The sequence below is a fragment of the Corynebacterium suedekumii genome (assembly GCF_030252185.1).
Taxonomy (GTDB): Bacteria; Actinomycetota; Actinomycetes; order Mycobacteriales; family Mycobacteriaceae; genus Corynebacterium; species Corynebacterium suedekumii.
On sequence record NZ_CP126970.1, the window covers coordinates 185,697 to 209,515 of the forward strand.

General features: G+C 69.1%; 16 protein-coding genes and 1 pseudogene. 13 read left to right on the forward strand and 4 right to left on the reverse strand.

The window, feature by feature from the left end; translation table 11 throughout:
• Nucleotide 1: 1 nt before the first annotated feature.
• The 8 genes from uxaC to QP029_RS00955 all read left to right on the forward strand — a co-directional run bounded on the left by uxaC (nucleotide 2) and on the right by QP029_RS00955 (nucleotide 10,896).
• On the forward strand, nucleotides 2–1,408 hold the full coding sequence (gene uxaC, locus QP029_RS00920) for a glucuronate isomerase (protein ID WP_284875053.1): 1,407 nt from the start codon (nucleotides 2–4) through the stop codon (nucleotides 1,406–1,408).
• Nucleotides 1,405–2,793, forward strand: coding sequence for a mannitol dehydrogenase family protein (locus QP029_RS00925; RefSeq protein ID WP_284875054.1), 1,389 nt, complete (start codon nucleotides 1,405–1,407; stop codon nucleotides 2,791–2,793). Before uxaC ends, QP029_RS00925 begins: the two co-directional genes overlap by 4 nt.
• Before the next feature lie 2 nt (nucleotides 2,794–2,795).
• On the forward strand, nucleotides 2,796–4,604 hold the full coding sequence (gene uidA, locus QP029_RS00930; RefSeq protein ID WP_284875055.1) for a beta-glucuronidase: 1,809 nt from the start codon (nucleotides 2,796–2,798) through the stop codon (nucleotides 4,602–4,604).
• A gap of 167 nt (nucleotides 4,605–4,771) precedes the next feature.
• Complete coding sequence (locus tag QP029_RS00935) at nucleotides 4,772–6,814, forward strand: cytidylate kinase family protein (protein ID WP_284876108.1); 2,043 nt, start codon at nucleotides 4,772–4,774, stop codon at nucleotides 6,812–6,814.
• Between the two features lie 48 nt (nucleotides 6,815–6,862).
• On the forward strand, nucleotides 6,863–8,098 hold the full coding sequence (manD, locus tag QP029_RS00940; protein ID WP_284875056.1) for a D-mannonate dehydratase ManD: 1,236 nt from the start codon (nucleotides 6,863–6,865) through the stop codon (nucleotides 8,096–8,098).
• Between the two features lie 26 nt (nucleotides 8,099–8,124).
• Nucleotides 8,125–8,598, forward strand: a complete 474-nt coding sequence (locus QP029_RS00945; RefSeq protein WP_284876109.1) for a gluconokinase — start codon at nucleotides 8,125–8,127, stop codon at nucleotides 8,596–8,598.
• A 362-nt stretch (nucleotides 8,599–8,960) separates the two neighbouring features.
• The gene (locus QP029_RS00950) at nucleotides 8,961–10,295 is read left to right on the forward strand and encodes an HNH endonuclease signature motif containing protein (protein ID WP_284875057.1); all 1,335 of its coding nucleotides are present in this window, start codon (nucleotides 8,961–8,963) and stop codon (nucleotides 10,293–10,295) included.
• A gap of 37 nt (nucleotides 10,296–10,332) precedes the next feature.
• The gene (locus tag QP029_RS00955) at nucleotides 10,333–10,896 is read left to right on the forward strand and encodes a nicotinamidase (RefSeq protein WP_284875058.1); all 564 of its coding nucleotides are present in this window, start codon (nucleotides 10,333–10,335) and stop codon (nucleotides 10,894–10,896) included.
• Here the strand turns inward: QP029_RS00955 and QP029_RS00960 are convergent.
• Nucleotides 10,893–11,354, reverse strand: coding sequence for a DUF305 domain-containing protein (locus QP029_RS00960; RefSeq protein WP_284875059.1), 462 nt, complete (start codon nucleotides 11,352–11,354; stop codon nucleotides 10,893–10,895). The two genes, QP029_RS00955 and QP029_RS00960, sit on opposite strands and share 4 nt — an antisense overlap.
• Nucleotides 11,355–11,432: 78 nt before the next feature.
• Complete coding sequence (locus QP029_RS00965) at nucleotides 11,433–11,711, reverse strand: DUF3618 domain-containing protein (RefSeq protein WP_284875060.1); 279 nt, start codon at nucleotides 11,709–11,711, stop codon at nucleotides 11,433–11,435.
• A 117-nt stretch (nucleotides 11,712–11,828) separates the two neighbouring features.
• On the opposite strand from QP029_RS00965, the gene bcp reads away from it, so the two are divergent.
• The 5 genes from bcp to QP029_RS00990 all read left to right on the forward strand — a co-directional run bounded on the left by bcp (nucleotide 11,829) and on the right by QP029_RS00990 (nucleotide 14,111).
• A complete protein-coding gene (bcp, locus tag QP029_RS00970) occupies nucleotides 11,829–12,299 on the forward strand; it encodes a thioredoxin-dependent thiol peroxidase (RefSeq protein ID WP_284875061.1) in 471 nt (156 codons plus the stop codon).
• A gap of 9 nt (nucleotides 12,300–12,308) precedes the next feature.
• Complete coding sequence (locus QP029_RS00975) at nucleotides 12,309–12,992, forward strand: TetR/AcrR family transcriptional regulator (protein ID WP_284875062.1); 684 nt, start codon at nucleotides 12,309–12,311, stop codon at nucleotides 12,990–12,992.
• 96 nt (nucleotides 12,993–13,088) lie between these two features.
• Complete coding sequence (locus QP029_RS00980) at nucleotides 13,089–13,556, forward strand: hypothetical protein (protein WP_284875063.1); 468 nt, start codon at nucleotides 13,089–13,091, stop codon at nucleotides 13,554–13,556.
• A gap of 2 nt (nucleotides 13,557–13,558) precedes the next feature.
• Nucleotides 13,559–13,885 carry a winged helix-turn-helix domain-containing protein gene (locus tag QP029_RS00985; RefSeq protein ID WP_284875064.1) on the forward strand — a complete coding sequence of 109 codons (327 nt, stop codon included), beginning with the start codon at nucleotides 13,559–13,561 and terminating at the stop codon, nucleotides 13,883–13,885.
• Between the two features lie 64 nt (nucleotides 13,886–13,949).
• Entirely contained in the window at nucleotides 13,950–14,111 is a 162-nt protein-coding gene (locus tag QP029_RS00990; RefSeq protein WP_284875065.1) for a hypothetical protein, read from the forward strand.
• Here the strand turns inward: QP029_RS00990 and acpS are convergent.
• Both acpS and QP029_RS01000 read right to left on the reverse strand, forming a co-directional pair.
• Nucleotides 14,108–14,509 carry a holo-ACP synthase AcpS gene (acpS, locus tag QP029_RS00995; protein ID WP_284875066.1) on the reverse strand — a complete coding sequence of 134 codons (402 nt, stop codon included), beginning with the start codon at nucleotides 14,507–14,509 and terminating at the stop codon, nucleotides 14,108–14,110. The genes QP029_RS00990 and acpS overlap by 4 nt on opposite strands.
• A 131-nt stretch (nucleotides 14,510–14,640) precedes the next feature.
• A pseudogene (locus QP029_RS01000) lies at nucleotides 14,641–23,729 on the reverse strand (fatty acid synthase subunit beta domain-containing protein).
• Nucleotides 23,730–23,819: the final 90 nt, after the last annotated feature.

The following is a 23,819-nucleotide window of genomic DNA, read 5'->3' on the forward strand; positions in this document are numbered from 1 at the left end:
CATGACCAGATCACACGCCTACCACCCTGACCGGCTGCTCCCGGCGGAACCGGGCGTCCGCGACATCGCCCGCCGCCTGCTCGCACACGTGGAGGATCTCCCGATCATCTCCCCGCACGGCCACCTCGACCCCGCCATGTTCGTTGACGACGAACCCTTCCCCGACCCCACCGCCCTGCTCATCAGCCCGGACCACTACCTCACCCGCGTCCTGCACTCCGCGGGCGTGGAACTGGCCGACCTGGGCGTCGGCGGCCACGACTGCGTCCCCCGCGAGGCGTGGCGGATCTTCTGCTCCCGCTTCGACCTCTACGCGGGCACCGCCTCCGGCTACTGGCTGGAGCAGGAGTTCGCCCAGGTCTTCGGCATCGACCCGGAACGGCTGACCGCGGACAACGCCGACGAGGTCTACGACGAGCTCGCCACCATCCTCGCCCAGCCCGACTTCCGCCCCCGCGCCCTGGCCGAGCGTTTCGGCCTCGAGGTGCTGGCCACCACCGACGACCCGCTCGACGACCTCGCCGCGCACCGCGCCCTGGCCGAGGACCCGTCGTTCACCTCCCGGGTACTGCCGACCTTCCGCCCCGACGCCTACACCAAGATGTACAAGCCGGAGTTCGCCGACAACGTCACCCGGCTCATCGACTCCGCCGGCGACGGAAAGTCGGGGTACGAAGGCTATCTGCAGGCCATGCGCAACCGTCGCCAGTACTTCATCGACCACGGCGCCACCAGCTCCGACCACGGCACCCACGACGCCGGCTCCACCCCGCTCTCCGACGCGGAGGCGCAGGCCCTGCTGGACAAGGGCCTGCGCGGCGACGCCACCCGCGCGGAGGCACTGGCCTTCGAGGCGAACATGACCTACCGCTTCGCCGAGATGGCGCAGGACGACGGCCTGGTGATGACCCTGCACCCGGGTGTGTACCGCAACCATTCGACGAGCACCTTCCAGAAGTACGGTGCCGACGTCGGCCACGACATCCCCTTCCGGATGGAGTACACCGAGGGCCTGCAGCCGCTGCTGAGCTCCTTCGGCGAGAACCCCGACTTCCACTTCGTGCTCTTCACCATCGACGAGACGACCTTCTCCCGCGAGATCGCCCCGCTGGCCGGCTATTACCCGTCCGTCTACGCCGGCGCCCCGTGGTGGTTCATCGACGAGATCGACGCCATGAACCGCTTCCGCGCCGCCACCACCGGCACGACCGGGTTCTCCCGCTACTCCGGTTTCATCGACGACACCCGCGCCTACTGTTCCATACCGGCGCGCCACAACACCTCCCGCCGGGTGGAGGCCGGCTACCTCGCCCGCCTGGTCGCGGAGCACCGGCTGTCCGAGGAACGGGCCGCCGACGTCATCGTCGACCTCATCGACGCCTCCCCGAGGCGGGTGTTCAAGCTGTGAGCACTCCCCTGACCCGCACCACGGACACCCCCACCCCGCCGATCCGCCTCGTCCACCTGGGGCTCGGCGCGTTCCACCGGGCACATCAGGTCTGGTACACCCAGCAGGCGGAGGCCGACCCGGCCGACCCGCAGTGGGGGTACGCCTCCTTCACGGGCCGTGGCCCGCTCATGGCGGACCAGCTCGACCGGCAGGACGGCCTGTACACCCTGGTCACCCGCTCGGGCGACGGTGACAGCTGTGAGCTGATGACCTCGCTCGTCGAAGCGCGGCCGGCGGACGACATCGTCCGCCTGGTCGAGCTCCTCGCCGACCCGGCCACCGCCGTGGTCACCATGACGGTCACCGAGGCCGGCTACCACCTCGCCGCCGACGGCTCCCTCGACGAGACGGACGAGGAGGTCACCGCCGACACCCGCATCCTCCGCGAGGTGCTGGACACCTCGGGCAAGGTCCCGGACACCCTCGACACCGCGGCCGGCAAAATCGTGCTCGGCCTGGCGGCCCGGCGCGCCAACGGCGGCCCCGGCATCGCCGTGATGAGCTGCGACAACGTCGCCGACAACGGCGCACTGACCCGGGCCTCCGTCATCGGCCTGGCCCGTCAGCTGGACGAGGAGCTCGCCGGGTGGATCGAGGAGAACGTCACATTCCCGTCGACCTCCATCGACCGCATCACCCCGGCGGCCGACGACGAGCTGGCGGCGGATGTCGCCGAGCAGACCGGGCACGACGACCTCGCCCCCGTGGTCACCGAGCCCTTCGCCTCCTGGGTCATCGAGGGTGGGTTCCCCGCCGGCCGCCCCGACTGGGAGGACGCCGGCGTGGTGTTCGTGGATGACATCGAGCCCTTTGAGCGTCGCAAACTGTGGCTGCTCAACGGCTCCCACTCGCTCATGGCCTACTACGGCCAGCTGCGCGGGCACACCACCGTCGCCGAGGCCATCGGCGACGAGCAGGTCGCCGCCCGCGTGGCGGCCCTGTGGGACGAGGCCGCCCGGCACCTGACCGCCGAGGGGCTGGAGGTGCCCGCCTACCGCGAGGACCTCATCGAGCGGTTCCGTAACCCGCGGATCCGCCACAACCTCGCCCAGATCGCCGTCGACGGTGGCACGAAGCAGCGCATGCGGGCCGTGCCCATCATGAAGGCCGAGCGTGCGGAGGGCCGCGACGGTTCCGCCGCCGCATTCTCCATCGCCGCGTGGATCACCCACCTGCTGCGCCAGGATCTGATCACCGACACCCGCGCCGCGGAGCTGTCCGCCGCCGCCCACGACCCCGACCCGGTCGCCGCGCTCATCGCCGCCCTCGACGCCGAGCTGGCCGCCGACGCCGACGCGGTCGAGCTCATCCGCACCCACGTCACCACCATCAGGGAGGACTGACCATGCTCACAGCCATCGACACCCCCACCCGCGAGGTCCGCAGCCTCGACGGCCTGTGGCGTTTCGCCGTGGACCACGACAACGACGGGGTGGAGCGGCGACTGTTCGCCGACACCCTGCCCGGGACCCGCGAGGTCGCGGTACCGGCGTCGGTCAATGACCTCTTCGCCGACGAGAACGTGCGCAACCACGTCGGTTACTGGTTCTACCAGCGCACCGTCCGAGTGCCGCGCGGCTGGGACGGCGAGCAGATCCTCGTCCGTTTCGGTTCCGCCACCCACCACGCCATCGTGTGGGCGGGCGACGTCGAGGTGGGCCGCCATTCGGGCGGTTACCTGCCCTTCGAGGTCGACGTCACCGACCACGTCACCGCGGGTGAGGAGTTCCGTCTCACCGTCGCGGTGGACAACCGCCTGGACAAGACGTGCATCCCGCCGGGCTGGGTCACGCAGACCCCGGACGGTCGGCGCCAGCAGCACTACCTGCACGACTTCTACAACTACACCGGCCTGCACCGCTCGGTGGAGCTCGTCGCCCGCCCGCGGCGGCACGTGGAGGACGTCACCGTCACCACCGAGCTCGACGGCACGGTGACCTGGGATGTCACGGCGCCGGAGGGGCTGACGGTGAGCATCGCGGTCGTCGACAAGCAGACCGGGGAGACGGTCGCCCGCGGTGAGGGCGCGCGCGGGTCCGCCACCATCGACAACCCCACGCTGTGGACGCCGGGCGTCGGCGGCATGTACGACCTGGAGATCACGCTGCGTGACGACGCCGCCGTCGTCGACGTCTACCTCCAGCCCTTCGGCGTGCGCACCGTCCGCGTGGACGGCCACCGCCTGCTCATCAACGACAAGCCGTTCTACTTCACCGGCTTCGGCATGCACGAGGACCACGAGACCCTGGGCAAGGGCCACTCCGACGCCCACATGATCCAGGATTTCGAGCTGCTCAGCTGGATCGGCGCGAACTCGCTGCGCACCTCGCACTACCCCTACTCCGAGCAGATCATGGACTACTGCGACGCGCACGGCATCGTCGTCATCGACGAGACCCCCGCCGTGGGACTCAACTGGATGATGTCCGGCGGCATCCTCGACTCCGACGGCGGCACCACCTACTCCGCCGAGAACGTCAACGACAAGACCCAGGCCAGCCACGCCCGCGAGATCCGCGAACTCATCGCCCGGGACAAGAACCGTCCCTCCGTGGTCATCTGGTCCATCGCCAACGAACCCGACAGCGTCGACCCCGAGGCCCGCACCTACTTTGAACCGCTCGTCGAGCTGGCCCGCGAGTGCGACCCGACGCGGCCGGTCGGCTTCGTCAACGTCATGATGGCGCCCCACGACAAGTGCGTCATCTCCGACCTCTTCGACGTGATCATGCTCAACCGCTACTACGGCTGGTACTTCCAGTCCGGTGACCTCACCTCCGCCGAGGCGCTGTTCACCGAGGAGCTGCAGGGCTGGGTCGACCGGTACGGCAAGCCGATCATCATCACCGAGTACGGTGCCGACACCGTCGCCGGCCTGCACAGCATCTACCACCAGCCGTTCACCGAGGACTACCAGGTGGAGTACCTGGCGATGAACTCCCGGGTCTTCGACTCCTTCGACGCCGTCATCGGCGAGCAGATGTGGAACTTCGCCGACTTCCAGACCAAGTACGGTTTCGCGCGTGTCGACGGCAACAAGAAGGGCGCCTTCACCCGCGACCGTCGCCCCAAGGCCGCCGCCCGCTACCTGCGTGACCGCTGGCTGGGCATGGACTCCGCCGCCTACGGAAGGCGGGACCCGCTGGCCGACTGACCCTGCTCCACCTCCCTCCCACAGCCGTGGACACTGCCCGTTGGTGTGTACGCAGTATCCCCGGTGCTGACCCCCACCAGGCCCCTACTAGGCCCCCACTAGGAGATATCGTGTCCACCCAAGCCACCGCCCCCGGTGCCTCCCCGGCTGCCCCGGCATCGGGGAAGATGCCCACCCGCCGGGTGCTGGCGTACTCACTCGGCGACGTCGCCAACAACCTGTCCTTCATGATGACCTCGATGTTCCTCATGGTCTACATGACGGAGATCGCCGGCCTGTCCGCCGGCGTGGCGGGCGCCATCTACGGCATCACCAAGATCTGGGCCGGCGTCGCCGACCTCATCGCCGGCCAGACCGTCGACCGCTTCAACACCCGCTGGGGCCGCCTGCGCCCGTGGCTGCTGTTCGGCAGCACCCCGCTGGCCATCGTCTTCGTGCTGCTCTTCAGCACCCCGGCGGGACTCGGCACCACCGCCACCATCGCGTGGATCTTCCTTCTCGACGCCGCCTTCCAGCTCGCCTACTCCTTCGTCAACATCCCCTACGGCTCCCTGTCCGCCGCGATGACGCAGGACCCGGTCGACCGCTCCAAGCTCTCCGGCGCCCGTTCGATCGCCTCCGCCACCACCGGCGTCGCCCTCTCCGCGATCGTGTCCCCGCAGTTCCAGGACACCACCGCCGACGGCGTGCGCCTGAAGTTCACCATCACCTGCCTCGTCCTCGGTGTCATCGCGGTGATCCTCTACCTCATCTGCTTCGCCAACACCCGGGAGACCGTCCCGCGCAGCCAGGGTGAGATCTCCTTCAAGAACACCTTCCGGATGATCGGCAAGAACCGACCCCTGCTCATCCTCTGCGCCGGCGCCTTCTTCCTGCTGGCCGCCATGTTCACCATGAACGCGGTGGGCATCTACTTCGCCCGCTACGTCCTGGGCAACGCCGGCTGGTTCACCTATCTCATGCTGGCCAACACGGTGGGCACCGTCCTCGTCGCCACGATGGTCCCGACGATCACGGTCCGCATGGGCAAGCGCAACGGCTACATCGCCACCGCCCTCGTCGCCGTCCTCGGCTACGCGCTCATCTTCCTCATGCCGGGAGGCAGCCTCCTCATCGCCATCGTGGCCTGGTTCCTCCTGGGCGTGGGCACCGGAGGTACCAACGCCCTGATGTTCTCCATGCAGGCCGACACCGTCGACTACGGCGAGTGGGCAACCGGCATCCGCGCCGAGGGCGGTTCCTACTCCATCCTCTCCTTCATCCGTAAGTGCGGTCAGGGTGTCGGCGGCTGGGCCGGCGGCGCCATCATCGGCGCCTTCGGTTACGTCCCCATGGCCGCCACTCAGGCCGACGACGCCCTCACCGGCATCCGCACCGCCTCCGGCCTCGTCCCCGCGGTTCTCGCGGTCGTCGCCCTCCTCGTCCTCATCGCCTACCCGCTGACCGCGGAGCTGCATGCCAGGGTGGTCAGCGACCTCAATGAACGCCGCACCCAGTCGGCCGTCGCTGAACGTAAGGGTGTCCCGGCCGAGCGCGTCCTCGCCACCTCCCTGGGTGACGGCCGCAGCACCCTCATGCGGCGTGCCGACAGTGTCCACCCGCCGATCGTCACCGTCTTCGGACAGCGCGGCTCCGGCGCCTCCGACATCGCGCCGATGCTGGCGAAGGAACTCGGCGTGCCCTACATCGGCCAGAAGTTCACCTCCGAGGAACTGGCCACCGTCGACCGCAGCGCGTTGATCTCCGACAACGCCTTCTCCCGGTGGATGCGCTCGGTCTCCCTCAACGGCTCCCAGGACATGGACCTCGCCGCCGCCAGCGACATCTCCGCCAACAACAGGATCGCGTCCGAGAACACCGACTACGTGCTCGGCGCAGTGGAGGACGGCGGCGTCATCCTCGGGCGCAACGGTGCCCTCGTGCTCGGCCGGGTCGTCGGCGTCATGCACGTCCGCCTCATCGCCCCGATGAGCAAGCGTGTCGAACGGGTCATGCAGAAGACCGGCCTGTCCGTCTCGGATGCCGAGGAACAGTGCGAGGCAGAGGACCGGCTGCGCGCCGAGATGTCCCGGGCCCTGTACCAGTGGAATCCGAACAGTGACGAGTACTACGACGTCGTGCTCAACACCGGGTCCATGACCTACGAGCAGATCGTCCAGATCATCGCGGACGCCTACCGTGGCAAGTACCAGAACCCGCCCGTGAAATAACGTGCAATAAGATATGACCAACCGGATTGTCGTGAAAGGATCCAAGGTATGTCCTCCAAAATCGTGAAGGCCGAGGTCTTCGTCACCTCCCCGTCCCGCAACTTCGTCACCCTCCAGATCACCACCGACGACGGCGTCGTCGGCGTCGGTGACGCCACCCTCAACGGCCGCGAACTCGCCGTCGCCTCCTACCTCAAGGACCACGTCGCCCAGCTGCTCATCGGCCGCGACGCCCGCATGATCGAGGACACCTGGCAGTTCCTCTACCGCGCCTGCTACTGGCGCCGCGGCCCCGTCACCATGGCCGCCATCGCCGCCGTCGACATGGCCCTGTGGGACATCAAGGGCAAGATGGCCAACATGCCGGTCTACGACCTGCTCGGCGGCGCCTCCCGCACCGGCGCCCGCGCCTACGGCCACGCCTCCGGCACCGACCTCGAGTCACTGTTCGACTCCATCCGCTACGAGATGGACCTCGGCTACACCATGATCCGCGTGCAGACCTCCGTGCCCGGCATCGAGAAGCTCTACGGCGTCGCCGCCCAGGAACAGGCCTCCGGCGCCCGCTACGACTTCGAGCCCGCCAACCGCGGCGGCTGGCCCGTCGAGGAGGACTGGGACACCGCCGCCTACATGCGCCACCTGCCCACCGTCTTCGAGGCCGTGCGCAACGAGTTCGGCCCCGAACTGCCCCTGCTGCACGACGGCCACAACCGCATGACCCCGCGCGAGGCCGCCCAGCTGGCCAAGTCGCTTGAGCCCTACAACCTCTTCTGGCTCGAGGACGTCACCCTCGGCGAGAACCAGGAGAACCTGCGCTACGTCCGCCAGCAGTCCACCACCCCGCTGGCCATCGGAGAGGTCTTCAACACCGTCTACGACATCAAGGACCTCATCAACGAGCAGCTCATCGACTACGTCCGCTGCGCCACCACCCACTTCGGCGGCATCTCGCCCCTGAAGAAGGTCATGGCCCAGGCCGAGCCGTACCAGATCAAGTCCGGCTTCCACGGCCCCACCGACGTCTCCCCCATCGGCTTCGCCGCCGAGCTGCACCTGGACATCAACATCCACAACTACGGCGCCCAGGAGTACATGACCCACACCCCGGAGACCCTGTCCGTCTTCGAGACCACCATGACCTTCGAGAACGGCATGCTCCACCCCTCCGATACCCCGGGCCTGGGCGTCACCTTCCACCCCGAGGAAGCCGAGAAGTTCCCCTACGAGCAGGCCTACCTCCCCTACAACCGTCTCGCCGACGGCACCGTCCACAACTGGTGACCGACATGCGCAGACACATTGTGGTGATGGGGGTCTCCGGCTCCGGCAAGACCACCGTCGGCCAGCTGCTGGGCACGAAACTCGGCCTGCCCTACCGCGACGGCGACGACCTGCACCCGCAGGTCAACATCGACAAGATGGCCCGCGGCGAGGCCCTGACCGACGAGGACCGCTGGCCCTGGCTCGAGCTCGTCGGCGCGTGGCTGGTGGACCACCCGGAGGGCGGCATCATCGGCTGCTCCGCCCTCAAGCGTTCCTACCGCGACCTCATCCGCCAGGCCGTCCCGGACGTCGCCTTCGTGCACGTCCACGGCACGCGTGAGCTGCTGTCGCGCCGGATGGAGTACCGTCCCGGCCACTTCATGCCGCCGTCCCTGCTGGACTCCCAGCTGGACACGCTCGAGGAACTGGAATCCGATGAGCACGGTCGAGTCTTCGACGTCTCCGCGCCCGCCGCCCGGATCGTCGACGACGCCGCAGAGTGGATCGCCACCGCCTGACCGCTGGCGAAGGTACGTTGCCGGGCCCGAGGAGGCCCGGCTTCGTCGATTCCGGAGGCGCGTTGTGCGCAGCTGCGCACAAAACATGCTCCTGAACAGGGATGTTGCACTGTGCCCCGCGCGGCAGCCTTACCTGCCCCGGCGCTTGACACCCACCCCGCGGGCGCTCCCATCCCACCCCAGGCAGCCCCTCGTTCGATCGTCCGCACGTGCCCCTTCAGCACCCACAGATAGTGCAGCATTCTGTGCGCAGCTGCGCACAGAATACGCCCCTGAACAGGGGCGCTACACGAGACAGTCCCGTGTCTGGGCCCCGTGTTAGCCTGCAGTCAATCGAACGTTAATTCGACTCAGGGGACACGATGAAGGCCACCGACTTCACCGGATTGAACGACCAGACACTCACCGACACGATCGCCAGCACCCACCGCTCACTGACCATCCACAAGGCACGGTTCATCCTCATGATCGCGGAGTTCCATCTCCGCAACCTCGCCCGCAAACGCGGCGCACCCAGCACGCAGGTCTGGCTCATGCGGGCCCATGACCTCTCGCGGCGCACCGCCTATGAATACCTGCACGTCGGGGAGAAGCTCGCCGAATTTCCCCTGGTGGCAGAGGCATTCGTGGCCGGAGACCTGACGTACTCCAAGGTGAGGCTGCTCCTGCGTTACCTCACCCACGACAACGAACCCGAGCTCGTGGACCTCGCACTGGCCATGTGCCTGAGCGAACTGGAACAGCAGCTGGCCGGGCGGGACCGCCCCGGCCGAAAGAAGCCCCGAAACTCTTTCCGGGTGGTGGAGGACGAGGACACCGGCGGTATCCGCTTCTGGGGCACCCTCGGGCCCGAGCACGCGGCGGAGTTCCAGGCGGCACTCAAGGTCGCGGAACTCGCGTCGCTGCGGGACACCGCGGAGCTGGACGCGGACGCACTGGCGGGCCCGGAAGGCTCCAAGGAACTGGACAAGCTCATTGAGCAGGCGCAGAAGCCGGCGGAGGACACCTCCCTCACCCGTTTCGGGTCCCCGATGTTCGGCGGGATGCTGTCGGCGTTCCTCGGGATGATCAACGTCGTGCGCAGCCACCCGACGAGCCGGTTGCGGGCGCCGGGAGCGCAGGTCAATGTACTCATGACGCTGGATCAGCGCGCCTACATTCCGGAGCGACATGGCGGGCAGACGGGGGATCTGCTGAGGTCGGTGCTCAACGGCGATGTCCGCTACCACCTGCTGGACAAGAAGGGCCTGCACCTCAAACTGACCCGCGCCGCCCGGACGATCTCCCCGTCGCAGGAGAAGGCACTGCTCGCCCTGTGGAGCCACCGGTGTGCCACGCCCGGTTGCCCGCACACCCGCTTCCTGCAGTTCCATCACATCCTCGAATGGGTCAACGGTGGCGAGACCAATCTGGACAACCTCATTCCGCTGTGTTCCGCCTGCCACGCCCTGGTGACCTCGGGCGACATCACGATCTTCATCGACGAGATCGATGCCACCTTCCTCCGCTTCCGGATGCCCGACGGGGAGGCCTACACCTCTCATCGTCGGCAGTTGCCGGTGAAGAACGCGGCCATGGGGCAGCACGCCGACGCCTACCTGTCCGGCCCCGTACCCCGTGGCGATGAGGACCTGCTGCAGGTGTGGGACAGCCCCGACAGTTTCACTGACCCCGATGACGACTTCGGCACCGGTTAGGCTGGTGCCACCATCCCAGCCACCGCAGGAGGACCCCATGGCCAGCCCGAAGACCGCCCTCGTCATCGTCGACGTCCAGAATGACTTCTGCCCCGGCGGCAGCCTCGCCACGGAACGCGGCACCGAGGTTGCCGGTCTCATCGGCAGCTACCAGGACAACCACGCCGATGACTACGCCCACGTCGTGGCCACCCAGGACTGGCACATCGACCCGGGTGAGCATTTCTCGGACACCCCCGACTTCGTCGACTCCTGGCCGGTCCATTGCGTGGCGGACTCCACCGGCGCCGCGCTTCACGACGCCGTCCGTTCCCACACCATCGACGCCTTCTTCCGTAAGGGCGAGTACAGCGCCGCATACTCCGGTTTCGAGGGCGAGGCGGAGGGCGTGGGGATGGCGCAGTGGCTGCGGGATCGGGGCGTCGAGAAGCTCGACGTCGTCGGCATCGCCACCGATCACTGCGTGCGCGCCACCGTGCTCGACGCCCTCGAGGAGGGATTCGAGGTGCGCGTGCTCACCGAGATGTGCGCGGCGGTAGACACAGAACGTGGTGACGCCGCCTTCGCCGAGATGGTCGGCTCCGGGGCGCAGCTGAGCTAACGGGCCAGCTCCTCCATCTCCCGCATCTCAGCGGTCTGGACCTCGATCATCTGGCCGGCCATGTCACGCAGCGGTTCGTAGCCGCCGTTGTCCACCTGGTCCTGGGTCATGGCGATGACCTCGGCGTGGTGGCGGTGCATGAGTTCGAGGAAGCGGGCGCGCAGTTCCTCGCCCTCGAGCTGGGCGTAGGTGTTGAAGACGCCGGGCGAGATCATGCCGTTGGCGATGTGGTGGGAGTGGCGCTCCATGTCCTCGTCGATCTCCCACTCCTGCGCCCACTGATTCATCTGGGCGTTCTCGCGTTCCTGGCCGTCGCGGATGCGCTCGGCGAGGTCGCGGACGTCCGGGTCGGCGACGTCGGAATCAAGAAGGACCTCGGACATGTCGATCGCCTGCTGGTGATGCGGGACCATCATGCCGAGGAAATGCACGTCAGTGTCGTTAGCCGATGCGGGCATCGGCCCGGTGCTGCACGCGCTCAACAGAAGGCCGGCCGCCGAGGCGGCCAGGGCCCTCCGGAATCTGGACACGGGACGCTAGACGCGGCCGGCGAGGAGACGCCGCAGCTCCTTGATGTCGTTGCTGCGCTTGCGGTTGCGGGCAACCACCAGGGCGACAACGCCGACGACGGCGACGGCAACACCGGCGAGAACCTTCTGCACCTGGGGATCCTGCAGCTTCACGTTGGCCTCGCGCTTGGCGTCGTTGACCAGGTTCTGCGGCTTGCCGCGGGTGGCGAGCTCATCCAGGGTGCTGGCGAGCTGGCGACGGGTGCGCTCGATGTCCCGCTGGATGTCATCAATGTCTCGTGCCACTTGGTTCTCCCGAATTCACGTGTAGTCGGACTGTTGTCTCGTTCTCAGCGTAGTGTAGCGCGGCCTCCGGCCGCACGGCGGCATGTCATTGTCGCCGGTGAAGGTATGGTGTAGGACATGACAGATTCCTCACGTCTTGCCGTCGGCGACACCGCCCCCGCCTTTTCCCTCCCCGACGATTCCGGGACCACGGTGTCGCTGGGAGATTTCGCCGGCCAGCGGGTCCTCGTCTACTTCTACCCGAAGGCGAACACCCCCGGCTGCACGACGCAGGCCTGCGATTTCCGTGACTCCCTGGCTCAGCTCAACGACCAGGACATCCAGGTCATCGGCATCTCCCCCGACAAGCCGGAGAAGCTGGCGAAGTTCCGCGCGGACCATGAACTCACCTTCACCCTGCTGTCCGACGAGGACAAGTCGGTCATGAAGGAGTGGGGCGCGTTCGGCGAGAAGAAGAACTACGGCAAGGTCGTCCAGGGCGTCATCCGTTCCACCTTCCTCGTGGAGCCGGACGGCACCATCGGCCTGGCCCAGTACAACGTCCGGGCCGCCGGGCACGTTGGTCGCATCCTGCGCGACCTCGCCTAAGCACCACCGATGGCCAAGGAGAACACCACCGCCGTCAGCGCGGACGCCGCTGCCGCCGACGCCACGGACGAGGGAATCCTCGTTCCCCGTCGTCGGCCCGCGCAGGCGCGCAGCCGGGAGCGGTTCAACCGCATCCTCACTGCGGCACGCAGCGTGCTTGTCGACGTCGGCTTCGAGTCCTTCACCTTCGACGAGGTCGCCCGCCGCGCGGAGGTGCCCATCGGCACGCTGTACCAGTTCTTCGCCAACAAATACGTCCTCATCTGCGAGCTCGACCGGGTGGACACCGCGGAGAACGTCGCCGAACTGAAGAAGTTCTCCGAACGTGTCCCCGCCCTGCAGTGGCCGGACATCCTCGACGAGTTCATCGACCACCTGTCCACCCTGTGGCGCGAGGACCCCTCCCGGCGCGCGGTGTGGCACGCGGTGCAGTCCACGCCCACCACGCGTGCGACGGCCGCGGCGACGGAGAAGCAGATGCTCGACATCATCGCCGACGTCGTCGCCCCGCTGTCCCCGGAGTCCACCCCGGAGGAGCGTCAGCAGCTCGCGGGCCTGCTGCTGCACACGGTGTCCTCGTTGCTCAACTACGCGGTGCGCGACCTCGGGCGCGATGACCGGACCTTCGAATCGATCGTCGCCGAGATCAAACGGATGCTCGTGGCTTACCTGTTCGCGGTGGCCACCGGCTGATGACCAGCCGTTCCGGACATTCTTTCCGGAAAGCACTTGCCAAAGTGGAAAGTAGTTTCCAGGCTCGTGGGTACACCGCAACCCAAGGAGCCCACCATGAACACGTCGAACACACGCAACACCACCAGCACCCCGTCCGCCGCCGACGCCCGCGCCCTGCTCGACCGCGCCGACGGCGTCTCCCGCCAGGCCGCGAGCTTCTCCCTCGCCTGGCTCAGTTACATCGCCCTGTGCGCCGGCGGTGCCGTCACCGCCGTCGGCCTCGCCTACGCGAACGTCACCGACGCCGACGCGTTCCCCGCGTGGATCGCCGGCCTGACGTGGATCATCGTCAGCGCCGTCTTCACCGCCAGTGCCACCGTCTCCTCCCCGCCGGCCCGCCGCGGACTCAACGCCCGCTGGGGCGTCATGCTGGCCCTGTGGGTCATCCTCTGGGCTGTCGTCGCCTTCCCCAACACCCAGTTCACCCTCGGTCTCGGCATCGCCATCTCCTCCGGCTTCATGGCCCTGGCCATCCTCGGGCCGCTCTGGGAGATCGTCGCCGTCCGCACGGGAGTGAAGTAGACGTGGCCATCCAGTCCCACCCCCGCTCCCAGCTCAACCCCGCCTTCAACAACCCCCTGCGTTTCTCCCTCATGGCCACCCTCGCCGGCGTCCACGACATCACCTTCCGGCAGGCCCGTGAGTACCTGGAGACCACCGACCCCACCCTGTCCAAGCACTCCTCCGCCCTGGAGGAGCTGGGCCTGGTCAACGTGAAGAAGTCCTTCGTGGGCAAGAAACCCCAGACCAGCCTCTCCCTGACCAGGGAGGGACGCCAGGCCTGGAACGCCCACCTCACCGCCCTGCGCACCATCGCCGAAGGCCCCGATTCGCTTCCCGACGACGCATAGCACCGCACACGATTAGAGTGGCGGGCACCACAACGTCACCACCAATCAGGCAAGGAGCATCACCATGACGAACCCGAACGCCACCCCGATCTCCGATTCCGAGGGCCAGGGCCAGAACCAGCCCGCCGGCTCCCCGCGCCCGGAGGACGTCGAGCACATCAACGACGACCAGCGCGACGGCCACGACGACGACCACAAGGTGGCCAAGAACGAGCCCGAGGACTAACTCACCTCGAGCAGGCAGGTCGCCATCGCGTAGTCACCGTCGTGGCTGATCGACAGGCTCGTCCGGATCTCCCCGACGCTCGCCCGCACCGCCTGCTCCACCTCACCGTACAGCTCCACCGCGACCCGACCCCACCGGTCGGGTCGTATCTCTATCTCCGTGAAGTCAACCCCGTCGGGATCAATGAGCGGCGGCCGCCCGTAGATCGCCTGCGACCACGCCTTGATGAACGCCTCCTTCGCCGCCCAGCGCCCCGCCAGATGCAGCGCCCGGTCCTGCCGCCGCGCCGCCGTCCGCAACTCCCCCACCGCGAACACCGCCTCAAACCGCGACCCCGGCCGCTCGAGCTGCTCGCGGAAACCAGGGACGTGCACGAGGTCAACTCCCACATGATGCATGGACTCATCGTCCCACAATTCTCACCCCCGCTTATCGACGCCCACCCGTCCCCCACCACCTACTCCCCCACGACAAAGCCCCGGCACCGACCGAGAAGGTCAGTGCCGGGGCTGCGCTGCGGCGTCAGCGACTACTCGCTGATCTCCTCACCGGTGCGGAGGATGCCGTCGACGAGGCGGGCGTCGTGGTCGAGGAGGACCGCGGCCTCGCGCTCCTTGAAGGCGTCGCCGGTGCCGCCGAGGTTGCGGTCGGCAGGGCGCTCGAAGAGCGGGTCGCCGCCGTACATGCCGTCGACGATACGGCGCAGGCCGGCCTCCTCGCGGGCCACGGCGCTGCGGGCCCACTCGGCGGCGGCGTCCTGGCCACGCTCGTTACGCAGGGCGGTCAGGAAGGCGCCCGGGTGGACGATGGCGACCAGCGCGGAGACGTGACCGAAGCCGAGCGAGGTGACGAGTCCGGCCTTGGGGGCCCGGGCGGACAGGTCGAGCGGCTTGCGCAGCCACACGAGGTGCTGGTGCTTGGCCAGGACCGGGTCAACGGTGTCGAGGGACATGTTGGCCGGAACGAGGCCGGAGCGCAGGACCTGGGTCAGTCCGATCATCTGGAAGGCTGCGGCGCCGCCCTTGGCGTGGCCGGTCAGGGACTTCTGGGAGATGACGTACATCGGGTTGCCGTCGGCACGTCCCATGGAGGCGGCGATGCGTTCGTGCAGGTCCGACTCGTTGGGGTCGTTGGCGTTGGTGGAGGTGTCGTGCTTGGAGATGATGGACACCTCGTCCACGCCGACGCCCACGGCCGCGAGCTGGTTGGCCAGGCGGGAGTCGGCACCACCGCGGGCGGCACCGAGGGCGCCCAGGCCGGGGGCCGGGATGGAGGTGTGCGCGCCGTCGGCGAAGGACTCGGCGAAGGCGACGACACCGAGGACCGGCAGGCCCAGGTCGGCGGCGACGGAGCCGCGGGCGAGCAGCAGGGTGCCGCCGCCCTCGGACTCGATGAAGCCGCCGCGTCGACGGTCGTTGGCGCGGGAGAAGTAGCGGTGCTCGATGCCCTTGTTCTCCATCTCGGTGGAGTCGGCGGTGGCCGCCATGTCACCGAAGCCGGTGATGCCCTCGATGGAGAGGTCGTCGAGGCCGCCGGCGACGACGAAGTCGGCCTTGCCCAGGGCGATCTTGTCGTAGCCCTCCTCGACGGAGACGGCGGCGGTGGCGCAGGCGGCGACCGGGTGGATCATCTGGCCGTAGCCACCGACGTAGGACTGCATGACGTGCGCGGCGACGACGTTGGGCAGGGCCTCCTGCAGGATGTCGTTCGCGCGCGGCTCGGCGAGCAGGCCGTCGATGTAGAGGGAGCGCATGGATTCGACGCCGCCCATGCCGGTGCCCTGGGTGGAGGAGACGCGGGCGGGGTGGACGTCGCGAAGCAGTTCCGCCGGGGTGAAGCCGGAGGAGAGGAACGCGTCGACGGTGCACACGAGGTTCCACAGGGCGAGGCGGTCGAGGTTGTCCACCATGTCGGCGGGGATGCCATAGACGGACGGGTCGAAGCCCTCGGGGATCTGGCCGCCGACGAAGCGCGACATGGTGATGCGGCGCGGGACGCGGACGGCGGAGCCGGCGTGGCGGACGACGGTCCACTCCCCTGCCTCCTCGTCGAAGTACGCGGAGGTGTGGTCCGGTTCGGAGTCGACGAAGGTCTTCGCCTCGTCCTTGTTGGCCACGGTGAAGGAGAGGTCCTTGTCCAGGTAGACGGTGGTCATCTCCGGGGCGAGGTTGTCCACCATGAAGAAGTCGTCGTGGTAGCGGCGGATGCCGACGCGACCCAGGACCTCGTCGTGGAAGCGGTCGTAGATCTCGGACTCGTCGAGCTCGTTGTCGTCCGCGTCGTACCAGGCGCCGTCCCAGTGGATCAGGCCCATGGTCCAGGCGAGTTCGGCGACGCCGGCGGCGGTGAGGTCGCCGGTGAGCTCGGCGTCGAAACGCGTGCGGGCGGAGCCGTAGGGGCCCACCTCGCCGGCGCCGACGATGACCACCATGTCCTCGAGCGTCTGCGTGACGCCGGAGAACTCGGGGGCGGTCCACTGGAAGCGTCGGTACGGGGTCGGCAGGGCCGACAGGGTGCGCGGTTCCTCCGCCTCCTGCTTCTCGACGCCCTCCTGCTCCGCCGCCGCGGCGGCCTCGCGCGCGAGCTCCGCGATGTTGACGTCGGACTCTCCGAGTCCGCCGGTGTAGTCCACGGTGACCGGGGCCTTCGCGGCCTCGGCGCGGACGTCCGGGGTGATCTGGGAGACCAGGCGCTGGGCCATCTCCTCGGTGGAGAAGGTCTGCACGCCCTTGGCCTCGATGGCGTCGACGAGCGGGTCGTTGCCGCCCATGAGGCCGGTGCCGCGGACCCAGCCGATGAAGGCGTGGACGAGGCTGGTGCGGTCGCCCCACACCGGCTCCGCCTTCCAGCGGGTGACCAGTGCGTCGAGGGCGGCCTTGGACTCGCCGTAGGCGCCGTCGCCGCCGAAGCGGCCACGGTTCGGGGAGCCCGGCAGGACGACGTGGAGGCGCTTGCCCACGTGGGTGTCGGCGCCGATCTCGGACAGGCCGGCGACGAGTCGCTCGACGGCCCACAGCAGCAGGCGCATCTGGGACTCGGCGGCGGGGCCGGCGTCGGCGAGCGAACCCATGACGCGCGGGGCGGCGAACGGGAACAGCAGCGTCGGGGTCAGGGCCTTCTTGAGCACCTTCTTCTGACCGTTGACGGTGGCGGTCTGCTCGGTGCCGATCCACTCGATGACGTCGTCGAGGTCACCGAAGGAGCTCAAGTTCGCCGGGATGACCCAGAGCGCGGCGGTGCCGCGGGCGGAGCCGGCGTAGAGGGCCTTGTAGTACTCGAGACGCGAGTGGGAGAGGTTGGAGGTGGTGACCACGACGGTCGCCCCCTCGGCAAGCAGCTCCTCGACCACGGCGGCGGCGATGGAGTTCGGGGAGGCGCCGGTGACCACGGCGACATCCGCGCTGTAGGCCAGGGCGTTGTCATCGCGGGCCTGGGCGGCCAGCTCGGTCAGGCCGAGGTACTCGGCCTGCTTGGCCACGTTCTCGCCGGCGCCGGTGACGTCGACGTCCGCCGCGTCGAGCTCGCCGAGGGCGACGCGGGTGAGGTCCTCGCGGGCGGAGGCCCAGCGGTCGTCGAGAAGCACGGCCTCGTCGGCGTTGAAGCGCGGCGCGACCTGGCGGGGCCAGTCGGAGCCGAGCTCGCGGGAGACGAGGTCGAACAGGGCCGAGTGGTCCTCGGTGTCCTCGAAGCTGTCGCTCGGGACCTCGCTGATGCCCAGCTGGGTGAGGATGGTGCGGGCGGTCTCGGCGAGCACGCCCTCCTTGCCCGTGACCTGCTCGGCGAACTCGCCGAGGGCGGCGGAGTCGACGACTCCACCGGCTCCGCCACCGGCGGACGGCAGGCCCACGGCGACGCCGCGGCGGGCGGCGACGGCCTGGACGGCGGCGTCGACAAGCGCGTCGAGGTCGGCGGCGGACGACGGGGACGCCGGGGTGAGGGTGGCCAGGTCACCACCGCGGAGGGAGGCACCCTCGCGGGCGCCGATGACGACCTCGGCGACGACGTGGTCGGCCCAACCCTGGCCGAGCTGCCAGGTGCCGGTGACACGCTCGGCGACGTAGCCGGGCTTCTTGCCGGTCGGGCCGGTGATGCGGCGCAGGGCGTCGGCGCTGGAGTCACCCAGGACCGGGCCGAACGCCTGGTAGTTCTTGGCCATCTTGGTGACGGTGGCCTTGAGGGCCTCGAGCTCCGCGTCGGCGGCGCCGTCGATGGCGCCGAGACCGAACTCCACGCCGAGGTCCAGCAGCAGCTGGTTACGGCGGGAGGACACGCCCTCGACGAGGGTCTCGATGGAGTCGGTGGAACCCATCTGGTCCGGGCGGACCTTCGTCCAGATGGCGATGAGCATCTCGGTGGCGTCACCCGGGGTGAAGGTGATGTCGTCCGGGGTGCCCGCGCCCGCCGCGGCGACCGGGGCCGGGTTGGCGGCCGGGACGGTGTCGCCGGTCGGGGCATTGGCGGTGACCGGGCCGGACTTGACCTCGTGGGAGGTCTCCTCGGCGGGGGCGTCCGCTTCGGGAGCCTCCGGGACCTCACGGACGAGCTCATCGGTGGCGAAGACGACCGGGCGGTCGCGCTCGACGTTGAGGACCTCGATGTCGGAGCCGGCGTACTGCGGCAGACGCAGGGTCTGGCCCATCATGTTGGCCAGGGTCGGGGCGGAACCGACGCCGACCTCGACGAAGCGGTCGATGCCCAGGCCACCGTGGTCGGCGTCGCGCAGGATGAGGTCCTGCGTCTCGATCCACCGGACCGGGGACGCGAACTGCCAGGCCAGCAGCTCGATGAGCAGCGTGCGGGCGAGCTTCTGCTCGTCGGCCAGGGCGGTGTCCCAGTCGGCGAGGATGTCGGTGATGTACGGGGAGTCGACGACGTCGGTGATGGACTCGACGAACTCGCGGGTCAGCTCGAACGGGCGGGCCACGAGGTTCGGGATGTAGCGGTCGACGAGGATGTCCAGGTCGATGGCGTCCGGGATGAGCGAGTCGAGGTGCTCGCGGAAGTCGCCCACACCGTCGCGCAGGTGGCTGGAGTGGAAGGGCACGTCGATGCCCGGGATCATGATGAACGCGCGCTGGCCCGGTGCCTTCTCCTCGGCGTCCGCCTTGAGGGCGTTGAGGCCGGCGCGGGTGCCGGCGACGGCGTACTGGACGCCGGCGATGTTGTAGTTGACGATCTCCAGGAACTCGCCGGTGCGCTCGGACACGCCCGCGACGTAGTCGAAGACGTTGTCGGCGGTCAGGCGCATCTTGTTCGGACGCAGGGCGGCGAGGCCGTAGTTGGAGTTGCCGTCCTCGTCACGCTCGACGAGGCGGTGCATGGTCAGGCCGCGGCGGTAGACGATCTCCACGACGGACTCGAGGGAGAGCACACCGGAGTAGGCGGCCAGGGCGTTGTACTCACCGACGGAGTGGCCGGCGAAGTAGGCGCGCTGGTTGAGGGCGTCGGCCTCGGCCATCTCGGCGATCTGGGCGCAACCGAGGGTGGCCATGGCGACCTGGGTGAACTGGGTGAGGAAGAGGACGCCGTCCGGGTGGTGGAAACGCTCACCGGCGACGGTGACCTCGGTCGGGTTGTTCTTGACGATCTCCAGCACCGAGAAGCCCAGCTTCGAGCGGGTGTGGCGGTCGGCCCGGTCCCAGATCTCGCGCGCGGCGGCGGAGGAGGCGCGGGACTCCATGCCCATGCCCTGGGACTGGATGCCCTGGCCGGGGAAGCCGTAGAAGGTGGTCGGGGCGGCCAGGACCGCGGTGGCGGTCATGACGAGGTTGCCGTCGACCATGGCGGTGACCGCCCGGACCTCGCCGTGGCCCGGGCGGTTGTCCACGCCGGAGCGCTCGACGGTGAACTCGACGACCGCACCCGGCAGGACCGGGGCGAGCATGGTGGCGGTGTACTCGACGACCTTGGCGGGGGTCGTGGTGGTGGAGTCCTCGGAGAAGCCGGCGCCGGCGACGAGCTCGCCGATGGCGGAGGTCCACATGCCGTGGACGATGACGCCCGGCAGGCCGGCGAGGCCGGCGGCCACGTCGGAGACGTGGATGGGGTTGCGGTCGCCGGAGACGACGGCGAAGGGGTGCATGGACTCCGGGGCGACGACGCGGGCGAAGGAGCGGAAGGAACGCGGGGTGTCCACGACGGACGGCAGGATCGAGGTGTTGGTGCGAGCCGTGGTGTTGCCGTTGCGGCCGCGGATGGCGAAGCGCTCGGACAGTTTGGCCAGGGGCTCACCGTCGGCGGCCAGCTGGGCGCGGACCACGACGAGGCGGCCCATGTCGGTGTCGGCGACCTCGTCGGCGGTGGCGGTGACGGTCAGGGTGACCGCACCGTCGGTGACCTGGGGCAGCTCGTCGAGCATGGTGAGGTGGTGCTCGAGGTGGACCAGGGAGAGCATGCCCTCGACGACGGAGGCGGAGTCGGTGCCCGGGATGACGGCGGAGCGCACGGCGGCGAAGATCGCGGGCCAGGCGCGGCCGACGAGCACGTCGGGGGCGGTGCCGGAGGCGGCCAGCTCGCTCGGCAGGTAGCCGGCGGTGACGTTGTCGTAGTCGGCGAGGACACCGGCGTCGATGGTGGTGGTCCACTCGGCGGTGCCGTCGGCGGTGACCTCGGCGAGGGTGCCACCCGCGGCGACACGGGTGAGCTCGGCCATGGCGGCCTCGGCGTCGGCCTGGGTGACCTGCGGGGAGGCGGACAGCGGGGCGCTCGCGGGCACGGTGAAGCGGACGGTGAGGTCCGTGGTGGTGCCGAAGGCGGTGGATCCGGCCAGCGGGACGGTGAGCACGGCGTGCTCGGCGTCCTCCGCGACGAGGCGGGCACCGGTGGTGGCGTGGATGGCGGAGGCGCGGTCGTCGGCCAGCGCCCACTGGTCGGTGTCGCCGAGGCGCTCGACGAAGGAGGCCTGGTGGCGGCCGGCCCAGTAGGTGCCGTGGGCGGTGAGGACGCGCTCGACGACGGCAGGTTCGACCTCGACCGGTTCTTCGCCGGCGGCGATGAGGGCGTCGATGGAGGCCTGGTTGAAGCGGCCCAGCAGCTCGGCGACGGGCTCGTTGGCGCGGGTGATGCCGGTGACGGCGGCGGTGCCCGGGATGATGCACACCTCGTCGGCGGTGTAGCGCGGGTGGTGCGCCTGCCACAGTGAGTCGGAGCGCCACCAGCGGCGGACGTCACCGTCGATGACGGGCACGAAGTTGGCGGGCTTGCCCGGCTTGGTCAGCAGCTTCATGAACCACGCGCGGTCCGCCGGGTGCAGCAGGTCGTTGTCGGCGGCGGGGTAGAGCTCGGCGAGCTTCTCGACGGCCGCGCCCGGGGCGTCCGCGTCCACCTCGACGCGGGCGGTGAACTCACCGTGGTCGATGTCGGTGAGGCGCGACTCGGCGCGCTCGACCATCTCGACGAAGCGGTTGTACCAGGAGACGTCGATCCACTCCCCTCCCAGGGGCCGGAGATCTCCAGGTAGCGGTTGAGCCACTGCACGTAGGTCAGGGACTCGAGGTCGCCGAAGTAGGGCTTACAGGTCTTGTCGATCGCGGCGATGATCTCGTCGCGGCGGGCGATCGCGGCCTCGTCGTCGCCGGCGACCTCGTCGAGGAGGCGGCCGGCCCTGGCGAAGGAGTTGTCGATCTCGTGCAGGTCCGCACCCAGCTGGGAGCGGCCGGAGGCGATGCCACCGGACACGCGGCCGGCGCCGGCCCACTCGTCGGAGCCGGGGGCGTCGACAAGCGCCTGCTTGACGGCCTCGGACGCGGTGGACTCCAGCGTGGCCATGGCGGCGGTGCCGACGAGGATGCCGTCGACCGGCATGACGGGCAGCTCGTGGGCCTGCGCCCAGGTACCGGTGATGTACTCGGCGGCGCGCTCGGGGGTGCCGATGCCGCCACCGACGATGAGGATGGTGTTCGGGCGCTGACGGATCTCGGCGTAGGTGGCGATGAGCAGCTCGTCGAGGTCCTCCCACGAGTGGTGGCCACCCGCCTTGCCGCCCTCGACCTGGATGATGACGGGGATCTCGGGGATCTCGTCGGCGACCGCGAGGACGTTCTTCACGTGCTTGACCGCACCCGGCTTGAACACGACCCACGGGATGTTCGCCTCGCGCAGCTCGTGGACGAGGGCGACAGCCTCGTCCTTCGGCGGCATGCCGGCGGTGACGACGATGCCGTCGATGGGGGCGCCGTTGGCGCGGGCGCGCGGCACCATGCGCTTGCCCTCGACCTGCATGCGCCACAGGTAGGGGTTGAGGAACATGGAGTTGAACTGGGCGTTGACACCCGGCTCGAGCAGCTCGGTGAGCCTGGCGATGTTCTCGTCGAGCATGGACTCGATGACCTGGCCACCACCGGCGAGCTCGGCCCAGTGGCCGGCGTTCGCGGCGGCGGCGACGATGAGCGGGTCGACGGTGGACGGGGTCATGCCCGGCAGGGTCATCGGGCTGTAGCCGGTGACCTCGGTGAACTTGGTCACCAGGCGGGTGACGCCGTTGATCTTCTCCAGGCGGGGGGCGAACTCGGCGAAGTCGACGGGCAGCTCCGGGGCGAGGCCGGCGTCGAAGAGCTCGGCCTGGCCCTCGGTGCCGGACACATCCAGCGTGCCCACGCCGCGACCGGCGACGATCTTGCGGGTCAGGGCGTTCATGCCGCCGTCGGGGCCGACCTCGAGGATCCACGCCGCGCCGGCGTTGACGGCCTTGTCGATCTCGGCGGGCCAGTCCACGGGACGCACGAGCACGAACTCGGCGGCGACGCGGGTGACGGCGGTGTCCAGCCCGGCCTTCCCCGCCCAGGTGACGGTCTGCTCGACGGCGGCGTTCATCGCCGGGTGGTGGAACGCGGCCTGCACGGCCAGCGGGTTGAACTTCGGGGCGAACGGGGTGCCGCCGCGCTCCTTGCGCTCGATGGCCTTGGCGTCACGGGCGGCGAACTTCTCCAGCAGATCCATGACGGACTGGTTGTCCTGGGGGCGGCCGACGAGGACGTAGGAGTCGCGGGAGTTGCGCAGGCCGATGACCGGGCGGATCTCCTCAGGCACGTCCTGGCAGGCGTGGTCGATGGCCTGCTGCAGCTGCTCGCGGGTGATGCCGTTGACGGCGATCATCGGCATGTTCTCACCCTGCTGGATGAGGCCGGTCATACGCGCGGTGCGGGTCATGGCGGCACCGATGAGCTGGGCGATGGCGAGCAGGTCGTCGGACTCGGCCTCCCCGTCCATGAGCAGCTGGCCGAGCACGCCCTGGGAGTGGCCGATGCTGGCCACGGCCTGGTTGAGGTCCAGGCCCTGACGGTCGAGTGCCTCGAGCACCGCGAGCTGCGCGGTGAAGATGCCGGCGACGCTGACGGCGGCCTGCGCGGAGTCGAAGGCCGGGGCGTCGTCGTCCTTCGCCCAGGCGACGGGGTCGAAGCCGAAGGGGCGGGTGCCTGCCAGTTCGTCGGCCACCGGGGCCAGGCGCTGGGCGGCGCTGTCCACCAGCGAGGTGATGGAGGTGCCCACGCCGGCGGCGACCGCCGAGCGCAGGGTCTTCAACCAGTCGAATCCCTGGCCGGAGAAGGCCAGGGCAAACGGCTCGCGGTCGAAGCGGTTGATCAGTCGGTCCGTCCCGAAGGAGGTGCTGTATTCGGTCACGTGAGAACTCGCTCCTGTGTTTCCTGCTGGTGCATCTGGTGCATGACGAAAAACGCGGGCACGAATGCCCACAAGTTTTGATAGCCAAAT

What these genes read in the sequence shown, in the direction of transcription:
- uxaC (WP_284875053.1), top strand. Translation starts at nt 2, where the DNA reads ATGACCAGATCACACGCCTACCACCCTGACCGGCTGCTCCCGGCGGAA.
- uidA (WP_284875055.1), top strand. Translation starts at nt 2,796, where the DNA reads ATGCTCACAGCCATCGACACCCCCACCCGCGAGGTCCGCAGCCTCGAC.
- QP029_RS00935 (WP_284876108.1), top strand. Translation starts at nt 4,772, where the DNA reads ATGCCCACCCGCCGGGTGCTGGCGTACTCACTCGGCGACGTCGCCAAC.
- manD (WP_284875056.1), top strand. Translation starts at nt 6,863, where the DNA reads ATGTCCTCCAAAATCGTGAAGGCCGAGGTCTTCGTCACCTCCCCGTCC.
- QP029_RS00945 (WP_284876109.1), top strand. Translation starts at nt 8,125, where the DNA reads ATGGGGGTCTCCGGCTCCGGCAAGACCACCGTCGGCCAGCTGCTGGGC.
- QP029_RS00950 (WP_284875057.1), top strand. Translation starts at nt 8,961, where the DNA reads ATGAAGGCCACCGACTTCACCGGATTGAACGACCAGACACTCACCGAC.
- QP029_RS00955 (WP_284875058.1), top strand. Translation starts at nt 10,333, where the DNA reads ATGGCCAGCCCGAAGACCGCCCTCGTCATCGTCGACGTCCAGAATGAC.
- QP029_RS00960 (WP_284875059.1), bottom strand. Translation starts at nt 11,354, where the DNA reads ATGCCCGCATCGGCTAACGACACTGACGTGCATTTCCTCGGCATGATG.
- bcp (WP_284875061.1), top strand. Translation starts at nt 11,829, where the DNA reads ATGACAGATTCCTCACGTCTTGCCGTCGGCGACACCGCCCCCGCCTTT.
- QP029_RS00975 (WP_284875062.1), top strand. Translation starts at nt 12,309, where the DNA reads ATGGCCAAGGAGAACACCACCGCCGTCAGCGCGGACGCCGCTGCCGCC.
- QP029_RS00980 (WP_284875063.1), top strand. Translation starts at nt 13,089, where the DNA reads ATGAACACGTCGAACACACGCAACACCACCAGCACCCCGTCCGCCGCC.
- QP029_RS00990 (WP_284875065.1), top strand. Translation starts at nt 13,950, where the DNA reads ATGACGAACCCGAACGCCACCCCGATCTCCGATTCCGAGGGCCAGGGC.
- acpS (WP_284875066.1), bottom strand. Translation starts at nt 14,509, where the DNA reads ATGCATCATGTGGGAGTTGACCTCGTGCACGTCCCTGGTTTCCGCGAG.